Annotated in this window: 14 protein-coding genes and 1 pseudogene; 13 read left to right on the top strand and 2 right to left on the bottom strand. The window is 71.5% G+C overall.

Annotated elements, in window-relative coordinates; genetic code table 11:
- Positions 1–157: 157 nt before the first annotated feature.
- The 9 genes and pseudogenes from FRAQA3DRAFT_RS17155 to FRAQA3DRAFT_RS17115 all read left to right on the top strand — a co-directional run bounded on the left by FRAQA3DRAFT_RS17155 (position 158) and on the right by FRAQA3DRAFT_RS17115 (position 8,093).
- Positions 158–1,465, top strand: a complete 1,308-nt coding sequence (locus FRAQA3DRAFT_RS17155) for a CpaF family protein (protein ID WP_009740310.1) — start codon at positions 158–160, stop codon at positions 1,463–1,465.
- Positions 1,465–2,319 (top strand): annotated as a pseudogene (locus FRAQA3DRAFT_RS17150) (type II secretion system F family protein); the annotation flags it as partial. The gene FRAQA3DRAFT_RS17155 and the pseudogene FRAQA3DRAFT_RS17150, both read left to right, overlap by 1 nt.
- Positions 2,320–2,540: 221 nt before the next feature.
- The gene (locus FRAQA3DRAFT_RS17145) at positions 2,541–3,491 is read left to right on the top strand and encodes a type II secretion system F family protein (RefSeq protein ID WP_009740308.1); all 951 of its coding nucleotides are present in this window, start codon (positions 2,541–2,543) and stop codon (positions 3,489–3,491) included.
- A gap of 174 nt (positions 3,492–3,665) precedes the next feature.
- On the top strand, positions 3,666–3,908 hold the full coding sequence (locus FRAQA3DRAFT_RS17140; RefSeq protein WP_009740307.1) for a hypothetical protein: 243 nt from the start codon (positions 3,666–3,668) through the stop codon (positions 3,906–3,908).
- A gap of 25 nt (positions 3,909–3,933) precedes the next feature.
- Positions 3,934–4,446, top strand: a complete 513-nt coding sequence (locus tag FRAQA3DRAFT_RS17135) for a TadE/TadG family type IV pilus assembly protein (RefSeq protein WP_009740306.1) — start codon at positions 3,934–3,936, stop codon at positions 4,444–4,446.
- Positions 4,447–4,679: 233 nt separating this feature from the next.
- Positions 4,680–5,117, top strand: a complete 438-nt coding sequence (locus FRAQA3DRAFT_RS17130; RefSeq protein ID WP_009740305.1) for a hypothetical protein — start codon at positions 4,680–4,682, stop codon at positions 5,115–5,117.
- Positions 5,118–5,793: 676 nt separating this feature from the next.
- Positions 5,794–6,582: a hypothetical protein gene (locus FRAQA3DRAFT_RS17125; protein WP_232291641.1), complete on the top strand. Its 789-nt coding sequence runs from the start codon at positions 5,794–5,796 to the stop codon at positions 6,580–6,582.
- A 234-nt stretch (positions 6,583–6,816) separates the two neighbouring features.
- Positions 6,817–7,332, top strand: coding sequence for a SigE family RNA polymerase sigma factor (locus FRAQA3DRAFT_RS17120; RefSeq protein WP_009740303.1), 516 nt, complete (start codon positions 6,817–6,819; stop codon positions 7,330–7,332).
- Positions 7,332–8,093, top strand: a complete 762-nt coding sequence (locus FRAQA3DRAFT_RS17115; protein ID WP_009740302.1) for a hypothetical protein — start codon at positions 7,332–7,334, stop codon at positions 8,091–8,093. Before FRAQA3DRAFT_RS17120 ends, FRAQA3DRAFT_RS17115 begins: the two co-directional genes overlap by 1 nt.
- Positions 8,094–8,555: 462 nt before the next feature.
- Here the strand turns inward: FRAQA3DRAFT_RS17115 and FRAQA3DRAFT_RS37365 are convergent, their stop codons facing one another.
- A complete protein-coding gene (locus FRAQA3DRAFT_RS37365; RefSeq protein ID WP_232291640.1) occupies positions 8,556–9,116 on the bottom strand; it encodes a hypothetical protein in 561 nt (186 codons plus the stop codon).
- A 299-nt stretch (positions 9,117–9,415) separates the two neighbouring features.
- Positions 9,416–10,318 carry a toll/interleukin-1 receptor domain-containing protein gene (locus FRAQA3DRAFT_RS31620; protein ID WP_009740301.1) on the bottom strand — a complete coding sequence of 301 codons (903 nt, stop codon included), beginning with the start codon at positions 10,316–10,318 and terminating at the stop codon, positions 9,416–9,418.
- Between the two features lie 482 nt (positions 10,319–10,800).
- Here FRAQA3DRAFT_RS31620 and FRAQA3DRAFT_RS17100 point away from each other — a divergent pair, with 482 nt between their 5' ends.
- The 4 genes from FRAQA3DRAFT_RS17100 (at position 10,801) to FRAQA3DRAFT_RS33255 (ending at position 14,369) form a co-directional block, all read left to right on the top strand.
- Positions 10,801–12,027, top strand: coding sequence for a chromosome condensation regulator (locus FRAQA3DRAFT_RS17100; RefSeq protein ID WP_009740300.1), 1,227 nt, complete (start codon positions 10,801–10,803; stop codon positions 12,025–12,027).
- Between the two features lie 433 nt (positions 12,028–12,460).
- Positions 12,461–12,721 carry a hypothetical protein gene (locus FRAQA3DRAFT_RS17095; RefSeq protein ID WP_009740299.1) on the top strand — a complete coding sequence of 87 codons (261 nt, stop codon included), beginning with the start codon at positions 12,461–12,463 and terminating at the stop codon, positions 12,719–12,721.
- A gap of 412 nt (positions 12,722–13,133) precedes the next feature.
- Positions 13,134–14,114 (top strand): terpene synthase family protein, encoded by a 981-nt coding sequence (locus FRAQA3DRAFT_RS31615; RefSeq protein ID WP_157467447.1) that lies wholly within the window; start codon positions 13,134–13,136, stop codon positions 14,112–14,114.
- A gap of 21 nt (positions 14,115–14,135) precedes the next feature.
- Complete coding sequence (locus tag FRAQA3DRAFT_RS33255) at positions 14,136–14,369, top strand: helix-turn-helix domain-containing protein (RefSeq protein WP_083873624.1); 234 nt, start codon at positions 14,136–14,138, stop codon at positions 14,367–14,369.
- The last annotated feature ends 1 nt before the right edge of the window (position 14,370 follow it).

Genomic DNA, 14,370 nt, shown 5'->3' with positions numbered 1-14,370 from the left:
CTGTGTCCTACCCGGCCCACACCCCCCGATGGGGTTGTGCGAACGTTGTTGCGTCCGCCCTGATGGTCAGGGCTTGATAAGCAGTGACCTTCTTTCTACGCTTCGTAGCAATTGTCCGGGCCGGGGAAGAGGCGGAGCTGGAGGATCGGCGGTTTTCGTGGCGGTGGCACGTGGCGGTTGGTTGGACGCCACCTCGTTCGTGGAGGACGAGGTCCGGGAGCTCGTCCGGCGGCGTTCCCTGGATCCCGTGCGCGATCCGGCCCAGGTCCGTCAGCTCGTTCAGGAGGTGCTCGCCGACTACGAGGAACGCGTTCTCGTCAGTGACCTTCCGCCTGTCGTCGACCGGGATGTCACAGCCCGTCTGGTCTACGACGCGGTCGCCGGCTTCGGGCCGCTGCAACGCCATCTCGACGATCCCACCATCGAAGAGATCTGGATCAACGAGCCGGGTCGGGTATTCGTCGCGCGGGCCGGTCGCAGCGAGCTGACGACCACAATTCTCACCGCCGACCAGGTGCAGGATCTGGTGGAACGGATGCTCAAATCGTCCGGCCGGCGGGTGGACCTGTCGACCCCCTTCGTCGACGCCATGCTCCCCGACGGTTCCCGGCTGCATGTGGTGATTCCCGACGTGACCCGGGTGCACTGGTCGATCAACATCCGCAAGTTCGTGCTGAGCGCGTCCAGCCTCGACGAGCTGGTCGGGCTGGGCACGATCACCGCCGCCGCCGCCGCGTTCCTGGAGGCCGCCGTGGTCTCCGGGCTCAACATCATCGTCGCCGGCGGTACGCAGGCCGGGAAGACGACGCTGCTCAACTGCCTCGGCTCGGCGATCCCCGCCCGCGATCGGGTGATCTCCTGCGAGGAGGTCTTCGAGCTGAAGCTGCGCGCCCCCGACTGGGTCGCGATGCAGACCCGGCAGGCCAACCTGGAGGGCAGCGGGGAGATCCGGCTGCGCCGGCTGGTCAAGGAGGCGCTGCGGATGCGTCCGGACCGGCTGCTGGTCGGCGAGGTCCGCCAGGAGGAGGCGCTGGACCTGCTCATCGCGCTGAACTCCGGGCTGCCGGGGATGTGCAGCCTGCACGCCAACTCGGCCCGCGAGGCGGTCACCAAGCTGTGCACGCTGCCGCTGCTCGCCGGGGAGAACGTCAGCCACGCCTTCGTCGTGCCGACCGTCGCCGCCAGCGTCGATCTCGTCGTCCACCTGGAGAAGGATGTCTCCGGCCGGCGACGCGTCACCGAGATCGTCGCGCTGCCCGGCCGGGCCGAGGGCGACATCGTGGAGATCGCCCAGATCTACCGCTCCCGCGCCGAGGGCCTCGTGCGCGCCGACGGCTTCCCACCGCACGCCGACCGGTTCACCCGCGCCGGCTACGACCTGCCCGCCCTGCTCGCGCAGGGGGAGCGCGACCATCCCCACCGCCGACCCGGCGGGGGCTGGCCCGAGATCGCCGTGGAGCGCTGATGGGCATCTTCCTCGGCCTGCTGTGCGGGCTCGGCCTGTTCCTCATCGTCACCAGCGGCCGGCCCCGCGAGTCGCGCGGCCCGACGACGATGCGCTGGGAGCACACCACCGCCGAGCTGCTCGCCCAGGCCGGCATCCGCGGCCTGAGCCCGCGCCAGTTCGTCGCGATCAGCGCCGCGCTCGGCCTGCTCGTCGGCCTCGTCGTCCTGGCGCTGACCGGGACGCTGTCGCTCGCCGGCGCGTTCGCGGTCTTCGCGAGCCTGCTGCCGCGGGCGCTGGTGGTCCGCCGCCGCCACGGCCGCATGCACGACCTGCGGGAGCTGTGGCCGGACGTCGTCGACAACCTCGCCAGCGCCGTGCGCGCCGGGATGTCGCTGCCCGAGGGCCTGGCCGCCGTCGGGGTGCGCGGGCCGGTGCAGCTACGCCCGGCGTTCACCCGCTTCGGCGAGGACTACAGCGCCACCGGATCGTTCTCGACCTGCCTGGACCGGCTCGCCGACGAGCTCGCCGATCCGGTCGCCGACCGGATCATCGAGTCGCTGCGGATGGCGCGGGAGGTCGGCGGCACCGACCTCGGCCGACTCCTGCGCACCCTGTCGACCTTCCTGCGCGAGGACGCGCGGACCCGGGCCGAGCTGGAGACCCGGCAGGGCTGGACGGTCAACGCCGCCCGCCTCGCGCTCGCCGCCCCCTGGATCGTGCTGCTCCTGCTGGCCACCCGCGGTCAGAACGTGCAGGCGTACGACAGCCCGACCGGTGTGCTGGTGCTGATCGGCGGCGGCGGCGTGTCGGCGCTGGCCTACCTGCTGATGAAGCGGATCGGCCGGCTGCCCGAGGAGGGCCGGGTGCTGCGCGGCGGGGTCGTCGCCGCCGCCCAGGCCACGGCCGGGAGCGGGGGCGGAGGCGGTCCCGAACCGCGCCCGGACCGCCCTCCGGGCGCCCGTCCGATGATCACTTCGCCAGGTCGCCCCGGGTCGGACGGCTTCGGCGGCCCGGACGGGTCCGCCGGTTTCGACGGGCCGGGCGGCTTCGACGAGCCAGGGTTCGGGGCGGGGCCCGATCGGGGGATGCGGCCATGACGATGGTCGCCGCCGGGGCGCTGCTCGGCCTGCTCGTCGGGCTCGGCCTGGTCATCGTCGTCTACCGGTCGCCGCGGGCCCGGCGCATCCAGCTCGCCGACCGGATCGACCCCTACCTGCGCGACACGCCCACCCCGTCCCGCCTGCTCGCGGACCGGCCGCGCGTGTCGGCCCGCCCGAGCCTCGCCGCCGTCGAGGCGCTCGTGCGGCCGTTGCTTTCCGACGTCGCCGGCCGGCTCGACCGCTTCCTCGGCGGCCGGGCCGCGTTGCAGCGCCGGCTGACCCAGGCGGGCGGGCGGACCAGCATCGAGGAGTTCCGGGTTCAGCAGGTGATCTGCGCGGTCAGCGGGGCGCTGATCGGCGCGTTCCTGCTGGCGCTGCGCGCGCTGCTCGGCGTCGGCCCACCGGCGCTGGTCAGCGTCGCCCTCGTCGTCGCCGGAGCCGCCGGCGGGGTGGTCGGCCGCGAGTACTGGCTGACCCGGGCGATCACCGACCGCGAGGATCGGATGCTGCTGGAGTTCCCCACGGTCGCCGAGCTGCTGGCGCTGGCGGTCACCGCGGGGGAGTCCGCGATCGGCGCGCTGGAGCGGGTCAGCCGGCTCACCCACGGCGAGCTGGGCCGCGAGCTGCGCCTCGCCCTCGCCGACGCCCGCGCCGGCGCCACCCTCGTGCAGGCCCTGGAGGGCATCGCCGCCCGCACGGCGCTCGCGCCGCTGACCCGGTTCGTCGACGGCATGGCCGTCGCGATCGAACGCGGCACGCCGCTGGCCGACATCCTGCGCGCCCAGGCGATGGACGTCCGCGAGGCCGGCAAGCGCCAGCTGTTGGAGGCCGGCGGCCGCAAGGAGATCGCGATGATGATCCCGGTCGTCTTCCTCGTCCTGCCGACAACCGTGATCTTCGCCTTCTACCCGGCCCTGGTGAGCTTCACCGTGATCGCCCAGTGATCGCGGCGCCACCGGAGGCGGGACATGGCCTGGTCCGACACAGGCCCGGCAGGCCCGGCAGGCCCGGCACGACGCGGTGTCCGACGCGGAGGCATGGGGTGCGCGGCACGGACGGCGTGGGCGCACGGCTCATGGCCGGGCGCAGAGCTCAGACCGGATGGTGATGGAGGAGATATGGGACGGCGTATCGGGCAGACCCTGAGGGCGAGGTGGCTGGCCTGGCGGTCGGCCACCGACGCGACCGGCGCCGGCGGCGACGGCCGCGACCGGGGAGACGTCCCCGGCTGGGTGATGATCACGGTGATGACGGCGGCGCTCGTCGTCGCCATCGCCACGCTGGCGACGCCGGCGTTGCAGAACCTGTTCACCTCGGCGATCAACTCGGTGTCGGGCGTCGGCGGCGGTGGCGGCGGCTGACCTCCCGGCCACGCAGGCCACGGCCGTGCGGGACGGCGCAGAGCCGGTCGAGCCCGACAGCGAGGCCGCGCCGGGCGAGGAGAGCGCGCCGGACGAGGTCAGCGCACCGGACGAGGTCAGCGCGGCGGGCGGCAGGTCCACGCCCGGCGAAGAGGGGCCGCCGGGCGACGAAGGGTCCGCCGTCGTCGAGTTCATCCTGGTGGGGACGTTGCTGCTGTTCCTGTTCCTCGGGATCCTGCAGGTCGGCCTGATCCTGCACATCCGCAACACGCTCGCGGCGGACGCGGCGGAAGGTGCCCGGCACGCCGCCAACCTCGGCGTCCCGGCCGCGGACGGCGGCCCGTACGCCCAGGCGCTCATCGCCCGGACGATTCCCGGCCGCGCCGACACCGTCTGCACCGGCACCGACGTCGACGGCCCCGGCGGCACCCCGCTCGTCCAGGTCACCTGCCGGGTCGCCGTCCCGCTCGTCCTCGTCCCACTCGGCGACGGCGTGACGATCACCGTCACCGGCCACGCCGTCAAGGAGCAGCCGTGACCTCCCCGCCGCCGCGCGACGCCGCCCGGACGGCCCGCGTCCCGAAGCTCCGAGCACGGAACTTTCGAGTCCGGCCGGTCCGAGTCCGGCCGGTTGGAGTCCGGCCGGTTGGAGCACGTGCAGCGCGAGCACGGGCGGTCTGGGCCAGGGCGGTGTGGGGGAAGGACCGGGCGCCGGGCGCGGGCACGGGCCGGGGGCGTCGCGTGGGACGAGGGACGGACGATGGCTCGGCCATGATCGAGTTCGTCGGATTGTCCGTCGTGTTGCTCGTCCCGTTCGTGTACCTGTTCCTGTGCGTGTTCTCGGTGCAGAAATCGGCGTTCGGCGTGACCCAGGCGGCCCGCGAGGCCGGCCGGGCGTTCGCCACCGCCGACAGCGAGACCGAGGGCACCGACCGGGCCCGCCTCGCCGCCGCCCTCGCGCTACAGGACCAGGGCGTCTCCGGCGAGCCGCAGATCCACTTCGCCCCGGCGGGCGCGAACTGCGGATCCGGGAACCCCGGCGACGGCGCCCAGACCCTGGAACCGGGCGCGTCCTTCGTCGTCTGTGTCCGGACGGTCGTCGCCCTGCCCGGCACCGGAGCCCTGTTCGCCGGCATCACCGACGTCACCGTCAACGGCCAGTTCACCGTCGTCATCGACGCCTACCGGGCTGATCGGTCAGGTTTCTGATCAGAGGTTTTGCTGGTCTGATAAGCCGAGGTACCGGGACATAGCGCCTGGAACGGTAGTAACCGGCGCTGGCTCGGCCTCGTCGGGCCGACGGCCCGCAAATACTTCGCCGAGATGCGCCGAGTGTGGCGCCGTGAACCTGCGTCGCCCGGTTCTCGGCAAGAGAAGGAGTTGCGCCGTTGGCGGGACGAGCTCGGCGACAACACCCGACATACGCATGGGGGCTGAACCGCGCGTAACACGGAGCACCCCATGGTTGTCAAGTTGTTGCGTAGCGACATCGGATGTTGGGGAAAGGTTTGGTCAAACACGTAAACCTGATCGCGTCAACGTCGCTCTTAGAAGGTGGAAAACACCCGAACGGCAGCTGGGCTATCTCGGTGCGTGGTGCCACCGTGGCCAGCGCCTACCAGAGTAGGAGACGTCGATGGCGGATTGTTCTGACGGCCCTTCCCGTATCCGATTGAGGCGAACAGGCCCTCCGGGTGGCGCGAGGCGACGGATCCATCGGGGGGGACCCGAACGCCCCCGACAGCACTCCACAGCACGTCGGCTGCCCCGCGCCCTCGGCAGCCTGGCAGCCCTGGCCCTGACCGGGCTGGTGACCGTGGCGGCCACCGGCCCGGCGACGGCCGCCGGCCCGGGAGGCGGCGGTGGCTGGAGGCCGGCTCCGAGCGTGGACGGGGTGAAGGTCGGCTGGCTGCCCAGCGGCGTCAGCCTCACCGGCGCGGTGCCGACCACCCGGATCGGCCGCGACGTCGTTGTCGGCACGTTCGAGGGCGGCGCCACCCGCGTTCAGCTCACAGTCCAGCGGGGCACGCCCGAGGCGACGCTTGATGACGTGGCCAGCGCCTACGCGCAGTACTACCCCGGCTCCCAGCGTGGACGGATCGCGCTGCGGGGCACCGAGGCCGTCACGCTGCGGACCGGTGACGCTGGTATCAGCGAGTTGACCTGGGTCGAAGGCGCCCCGTCCGTCGTGCTGACGGTTGGCGGCCGGGTCGGCGGGAATGCGACCACTCCGCCGAGCCCGCTGCCCGAGGCCGACCTGCTCCGTATCGCCGAGTCGCTCACCGTCGGCCCGGCGCCGGCGCCGACGGTCTGGCAGAAGCTGTCGGAGCCACTGATCGGCGCTGCGTTCGCGGTCGGTCTCAACAACTCCGGGGCCCCTGCGCGGGTGCCGCTGGCCGCCGTGGAGAACGGCCAGAGCCTGGTCGGCCTGCTGGAGAAGTTCCGTGCCACCTACCCGGGCCTGAGCGCGCGGGTCACCGTGAACCAGATCTACCTCTGGGCGCATGACCACGCCAGCGTCAGGTTCACCATCGCCTACAAGTACAAGAGCCAGTCCGGTTCTCTCGGCAGTAGCGGCCAGGCCGTCTTCACCCACGGCGGGTGGAGGGTCTCGGAGCAGACCTATCGCAGCGTGCTGGGGTTGGCGTCCCTGCTCGGCGGCGGTCGGGCGTAGTCCGTCGACCGGTGGCTCCCCGCAAGCCGCGCGGCCAGGGGGTGCCGCGCCGCCGGAGCCAGTGACTGCCAGCCCGGCCGAAAGCGGCGCGATGGGTTCTCGTCGCGCCGCTTTCGGCCGACAGTCGGCTCGGCACGCCCAGCGGGGCGGCGGTTCGCGCCACGGCGAGCCGTCGCCTCGTCTACGTGTACGCAGCGGTAATGGGCGGCGCGGGCCAATCGATGGGGGCACTCGATGAACGAGGCGTCCTACGAGTCGTTCGAGGACTTCGTCACTGCCTCGGCCGACCGTTTGATGAGGACGGCCTTTCTGCTGACCGGTAACCGCCACGCGGCCGAGGACCTGCTGCAGGGTGCCCTGGAGCGCACCTATCAGCGATGGGGCAGGGAACAGATCATCGCTCCGGAGGCCTATGTCCGCCGTGTGCTGGTGAACGCGACCTCGAGCCGGTGGCGGTCGCGCCAGTTCCGGGAGGAACCGCTGGATGCGGTGGCCGAACGGGCCAGCGCGGACGGCGGGCCGGACCTGGCGCTGCGGGACCAGGTGCTGAGGGCGTTGCAGGAACTACCGAAACGGCAACGCTCCGTGGTCGTCCTGCGTTACTACGACGATCTGCCGGAAGCCGCGGTGGCCGAGATCCTCGGATGCAGCGTCGGCTCGGTGAAGTCCCACGCGTCGCGGGCTCTGGCCCGGCTGCGTCTGAGCCAGCATCTGGGGGATGTCCGTGTCCGACATGAGAGGAGGCGTTGATGCCTGTCGACAACGCTTACCCCGGCCCCGGTTCGCGCTCTGGGTCCGGCTCCGGACACACCTCCGCACCTGATCTGGCCTTCGAGCAGACGCTGCGCGAACTGCTCGACCGGGCCACTCGGTCCGTCGCGGCACCGGCCGACCTGACTGCCAGAGTGTGCACACCGGCGCCGCCGCGTCAGCGAGGGCGGCGCAGGGCGCTCATGCTCGCAGCGGCGGCGCTGGCCACGAGTTCTGTGATCCTCGGCGGCCTGACCGTCGAAAGGCACCTCGCTCCAGGCAGTGGGCTGAACGTCATCGTGCCGGCGGACGGAAGCTCGCTTCCCGGGCCGGCCACCGGCGAGACCGTGCATCCGGGTATTCCGCCGACCGGCGTGGCAACCTTCCCGCCGGCCGCCCCCGCGAAGCCAGACCAGGCCACCGTCGACGAGATCACGATGGCGTTCACCGGGGCGTTCGACGCGGACGACAACATCGACGACGGGTTGGCCTACGTCCAGAACGGCGAGCGGTACCGCGACATCACACGGCGTTTCACTCAGCGTTATCCAGGTGTCGTCGGCAACCTCAAGGTACGGCTCGAGAACATCACGCTGATTGCCCGCGACCTGGCCAGGGCGACCATCATCATCACCCACACCGACCCCAAGCTCGGCGCGCAATGGGGGTACGAGATCAGGCGGGAGGCGGAAGCCGTCCGCGTCGACGGCCGCTGGCTGGTGAGTTCCAGCACGTACTCGTTCCTCGTCGGAGCCTCCTGATCTGCACCAGGGACGAAGCGCTGGGCCTCCTGCGACACCGGCACAGCGTTCGCAGGCGCGTAACGACCGGGACAACCCGTGGGGGATGCTCGCCGTGGGGCTTCCGCCCGTCCGTACTGGGCGTACAGGTCGCCGAACTCGGGCAGGAAGCGGGAGTGCACGCCCGCGGTGACGGCGGGCAGCCGGCGGGCGAAGTCGGCGGTCCGGCCGTCCTCGGGCCAGTCGGCGGAAAGGCCCGGGAAGGCGTCCCGCGGGACGAGGCCGAGTTGGCCGAACAGTTCGGTGACGTCATCGAGGACGTGCCCGGGTACGCGGGTGCCGCGGGGTGCGGTGTTGTCGAGGAGCTGGCCGGGGAGGAATTCGACGATCTGGTAGCGGGGTCGCGTGCGGGTGTAGAGCAGGCGGGGGCGTGGGTGACGGTCCCGCGGATGGCGCGCAGCACGTCGGCTTCCGGCCAGATCATCAGGTCCATGATGTCGCTGCCCGGGATCGGGATGCGGACGACCACGTCTCCGGCCGGGGTGTCCATCCGGACGTTGTGGTTGTAGAAGCCGGATGCGGCGTCGGGCCGGCCGATTGCCTGCCGGTACAGACCAGCCCGCGGGCGGTGCCGAAGACCGGCAGTCCGGCCACCGTGTCGACGATGTCGGTGAGGATCGAGCTGTCGTCGACGAACGCCAGATCCGACCGGTTCAGCCGTAGATGTGGGTGGAGTCGCTGCCACAGCACGGCGTAGGCGACATCGAAGCGGTCGAAATGAACCCCCTGCGATCCCAGTTCGTTACGGAGCACCGCCAGCGCGTCTTCCTGCTGACGCAACGAGTGGACCTGAAGGTCAAGCGAGGCGGTACGGCCCTGGCTCGCGGCCCGGTCCTTCAGCTCGCGCAAGAGCCGCGACTTGCCGATGCCGCCGACCCCGGTGGCATCGAAGACGCGCGGTCCTGCGCCTATGCGCGTCAGTTCCTCGGCGAAAGCTGCCAATACCGGTTCGCGGTCGACGAAACGGCGCTGCCAAGCTGCCACCCGGCGAAAACGTGGCGCTGGCGCCAGGTAAACCTCCGACCATCACAGACCGCAATGCCACCGAGGACAATGCAATCATAGTCGTAGTCGGCATGCCGGTTGATTCCCTCACCCCGACCGGTCCTGATAGCAGGGGCTCCCCACCGTCGTCCGCACAGCGACGGTCCGTCGGTCGGCGTCAGTGAAGGCGCGACGTAGACCTACGACGTAGACCTACCCGGGCGACCTGCCGGGGGTGGCTCGGGCCTTTGCTGGTCGGCTGGGCATCGTTTCCTGGTGGGCGTCCAGGTTGTTGCGGATCATCTGGGCGGCCTGGTGGGTGCGGCGGGGCCGGTCGGGTCCGGCGTGCGGCCGAGGACGGCGCGCACGTGCGGGAGCAGCTCCCGCCAGCGGGGCCAGCCCTGGGGCTGGTCGGGAATGCCGCCGGGCAGGGCGGTGCGCAGCAGCCGCAGCAACATCGCCAGCACCTCCGCCTGGCGGTGCCGCGGTGTCCGCCGGCGGGTCGTGGCCTGGACCAGCCGGTGCACGTACTCCACCGCCAACGCCGTCTTCCCGACACCGCCCATCCCGGCCAGGGCCACCACCGACACCACCCCGGCGCCGTCGGCGAGGCGGTCGGCAAGCTGCCCGAGCAGCTCCGCGCGGCCCACGAAATGCGCCGGTCGCGGCGGTGGGTTCCACACCTCGGGCAGCCCGCCGGGGAACGACGGCCGCCCCTGTACCGCCCGCATGCTCGGCGGGAACGGTGGTGCACCGCTCGGCTTGCCCCGCCGCCCGGTGACCGCCAACCGGGCCGCGTGCAGCAGCTCGTCTCGCGCCCGCTTCTCGCCGCCCGGGAACAGGTCGAACGACACCACCTGGCCCAACAGCCCGGGGCGCTCGCAGTCGGCGACCCGGGCCACCAGCAGCCTGCGCTCCTGCCCGGTGGGGTCCGCAGCCCAGGCCGCCCGCCACTCGGCCGCGCCGTACACCGAGAGGGTGTACTCCGGCGACAGCACCGCGATCGTCCGGGCTGCCCGGGCGATCCCGACGTCCATCCCGGCGACCCAGTTCGAGCCCGGGACGAAGTCCCAGGCCTGCACCAGCACCCGGAACCCGGCTTCTTCCAGTACCCAGGCAATCCACTCCGCCCATGCCCGATCCGCCTGGGTGTAGGACACGAAGAAGTCCCAACCATCGGCCGTGCCGCCCCCGTCGGTCACCCGGCAAGTATGTCACCGTCACACAGTGCATCCGGAGACTGGCCGAGCGGGGCGGGGCCGGCTCGACGGCGGTCATCCGCGCGTCGGGCTGCGGCCGCGCTCCGTCCGTGCGGGTCAGGGCGTTGCGGAACCCGCGCCCAGACCCGGCCTACTGGGCGAACGAGCCCGGACGCCGGTGAACGGACCGGATCGACTGCGCAAGGCAGAGGTCGCCACGAACCGTGTTTATCGGCCAGTTCGGAGCGAACAGGCGGGACGCCCAGCCCTGGCAGGGGTTTCCCGCGTTCACGGGATTCCGTCCAGAGCGGACAGTGGCCGGCGCCGAACCGTGGGCACACCGTCGGCGGGGGGTATGTCGAGGAATCCAAGCAACACGCAGCGCAGCGAGTATATCGCTCAGATAGCCATCTAAGGATTCCCGGTAATTACTCTTCGTGACCAGCAGGTGTCGATGGCGACACCCACGGTTCTGAGGAGCGGACATGCTTCGTCCACGACGGCTGGGGATGGGAACGGTGGCGCTGGCCGCTGCCGGCATCGTGGCCCTGCCGGCAGCGGCCACAGCGGCCCCGACAGGGGGGACGGCCTCCGGGCTGCGCCCCCCCGTGGCGGGGTCCAGCCCGGAATGGTCCTGGGGTTACAACGGCCTCGGGCATCTGGGCAACGGCACCACCACGAACAGCGCGGTACCCGTCCGGGTCACCGGCCTGACCGGCCTGACCCAGGTGGTGGGCATCGCCGCGGGCAGGTACGCCGGGTACGCGGTGCACCGGGACGGCACCGCCTGGGCCTGGGGCTACAACGCCTACGGGCAGCTGGGCAACGGCACTATCACGAACAGCGCGGTACCCGTCCGGGTCAGCGGCCTGACCCGGGTCGTCGCCCTCGCCGGCGGCAGCGTCAACGGCTACGCGCTGCGCCAGGACGGCACCGTCTGGTCCTGGGGCTACAACAACTACGGGCAGCTGGGCAACGGCACGACCACCAACAGCCGGGTACCCGTCCGGGTCGTCGGCCTGGACCGGGTCATCGCCATCGCCAGCGGGGGCACCACAGGGTACGCGCTGCGCCAGGACGGCACCGTCTGGGCCTGGGGCTACAACGACGAAGGGCAGCTGGGCAACGGCACCACCGCCAACAGCCCGCTACCCGTCCGGGTCCTCGGCCTCCACGGGGTGAGAGCGATCGCCGGCGGCCAGGAGACCGGGTACGCGCTGCGCCGGGACGGCACCGTCTGGGCCTGGGGCCACAACAACCACGGGCAGCTGGGCAACGGCACCGTCGTGTCCAGCACGATACCCGTCGCGATCCGCAACCTCTCCGAGGTGACCGCCATCGCCGCCAGCAGCGAGGGCAACAGCGGGTACGCGCTGCGCGGGGACGGCACCGCCTGGGCCTGGGGCCTCAACAACACCGGGCAGCTGGGCAACGGCACCGACGACACCTCCCTGGTACCCGTCCAGGTCACCGGCAGCACCGGCCTCGTCGGGGTCACCGCGATCTCCGCGGGCAGCTTCAGCGGGTACGCGGTGCGCCGGGACGGCACCGTGTGGGCCTGGGGCAGCAACTTCTTCGGGCAGCTGGGCAACGGCACCACCACTCCCTCTTTCAGCCTGCGTCCCGTCCGGGTCAGCGGTGTCGCCAGGGCTGAAGCCATAGCCGGCGGTGGCTTCAGCGGGTACACGCTCGTCAACACCTGGGACAGGTGACCGGGCCCGACAGCCAGGTCACGGACACGACCGCCCTGGCTCTGTTCGTGGGAGCGGACCGCAGAGGTCAGCTACCGCCCCCCACGACGACGCCACGGACCTGATCGACGACGGGCGGGGACCCTGCCCCGCCCGATCCCCGCGGCCCCGGCCCGGCATCCTCGCCGGCCGGGGTCGCGGCACGTCCCCCACCGGCACGTCCCCCACCGGCACGTCCCTCGACCAGGCGTCCCGTCCCGGCCAGGCAGCATTCCTGCGCACGTCCTGTGGCTGCTCGGGGAATGCGGATATCAACGCAAGTCTGAACATCAGGGCGGCTGGACTGTCATCCACGGACGTGGAGATCTCCGGGTTGCCGGGACTGTGAAGCGTCAACCACCCCGGGAGGCGGCATGACCGCCCCCGGGATCCCCCTCGTTCACGAGGACCCACGATGATCCCCGCCCACGGCTACACCGCCTTCTTCAGACCCACCTCCGAAGGCGGCGACAAGAACATCGTGGGCGGGCTGCCCGCCAGCACGCCTGACGGGCAGAAGCTCGTCTGCCAGGTGCCGGTCGTCGCATGGGGCAACAACGGCGAGGCCCTGGTCGCCGACATGGAAGACGGTTGCCTACGCAGTGTCCGGGGCGCCGAAGGGTTCATTCGCCTCACCCGGGCCGCGACCGGGACGGTTATCCCGGAAGGCGGGTGACGGGCGACTTCGACGGCCGCGTCACCAGGAAGGCCAGGGGCGGGGGATCGTCGATGTTGATGTCGCCGCGGCCGGTCGCCAGCCCGCTGAGAGAGTTGGGGGTTCGGGTGTCGGCGCAGTCGCGCGCCTGATCGCGCTTGCGGCGAGTGGTGATGTGACGAAATCCACGTCGGAGCCAGAGCCGGATTTCGGTCGCCGTTGACAGTCAGAGCTGCTCGGAAAGTTCGGCCGAATGCCTCCGCCGGGCAATCCTGTCGCGCCATAATGAGACAGACGGTTCTTGGCCGGCCTGCCCTACCACTGCATGGGCTGGTTCCCGGTGGATTTCGGCTCTCCCAACTCACCACCGTCTTCGCCATGCAGGCACTTCAGCCGGGCGGACTCCGCCCCCTCCCTGTCACCGAGGCGACCCATGACCCAGCCTTCCCTCACCGGTGTGCCCAGACCCGACTTCGGGATCCGCATTCCAGAGCGGATGCATCCCGCGGCCGACCGCATCGGCGAACACCTCCTGGCCTGGGCCGCCGAGTTCGGGCTGGCCACCGACGCCGCCGCGCGTGCCCGGTTGGACGCCGCCGGATTCCACCTGGCGGCCGCCCGGACCCTGCCCGACGCCCGCCAGGCCGACGTCGAGGTCTTCGCCCAGTGGGTGCTGTGGCTGTTCCACCTCGACGACGAGCAGGACGAAGGGCCCATGGGCCGCAGCCCCGAGATCGTGCACGCCACCTACACCGCGATCACCTCGATCATCGAAGGGCAGCCCGCACCCGCCGCGGCCCCTCCCGCGGTGACCGCCCTGGCCGACCTGTGGCCCCGCACCGCCCGGCGGATGTCCGCGCAGTGGCGCCGTCGCATCCTCCAGCACATCCACCACCACCGCGACGCCTTCCTCGCGCAGATCGCCCACCGGCAGAACGGCACTCTGGCCAGCCCCGAGGAATACCCGGCGCTCCGCCGGGACGACAACGCCATGTTCATGTACGACCTGGTGGAAGTCGCCTACCAGGCCGAAATCCCCCCGGACCTCGCCGCCACGAATAGCTGGACCGAGTTGTGCGCGGCTTCGAGTGACATCATCGCCTGGACCAACGACGTGGTCTCCCTACCCCGGGAAGCCGCTCTCGGTGAGACCACCAACTACGTCATCGTTCTCCAGCACGCCACGGGCTGCGACGAGCGCACCGCACTCGAACAGGTACACCTGCACATCACCCGGCGGTTGCGCGAGCTCGATGAAGCCGCACGCGCCTTCATCGCCGACGCGCAGAACCTGGCGCCGACAGCGGACCCGGCCCGGCTGGACCTCGTCGTCCGTACCGTCCGCGACATGCCGGGCGCGCACCTGGCCTGGATGTTCACCTCCGGCCGCCACGGCGGCCAGGCGGTCGAGTGACCCCGCCATCAACCATGGTTGATGGCGGGGTTCTCGTCAACTAAGGTTGATGGCGTGGGTGATGTGGTCGAGGTCCCTCCGCCGGATGATCCGGCTACCGCGCTGGCGGCTGTCGTGGCGCTGCGCCAGCTCGCTGACCGCCTGGAACGGGCCGCGGTCGCCCGCGCGCTCGAACAGGGATGGACCTGGGCCCAGGTGGGTCAGGCTCTCGGCGTCAGTGCCCAGGCCGCCCACAAGCGTCTCGCCCGCCGTTGAG

Source organism: Frankia sp. QA3 (assembly GCF_000262465.1).
In the GTDB taxonomy this organism is placed as follows: Bacteria; Actinomycetota; Actinomycetes; order Frankiales; family Frankiaceae; genus Frankia.
The sequence above is the reverse complement of the archived record's forward strand: the minus strand, read 5'-3'. Positions and strand labels throughout refer to the sequence as shown.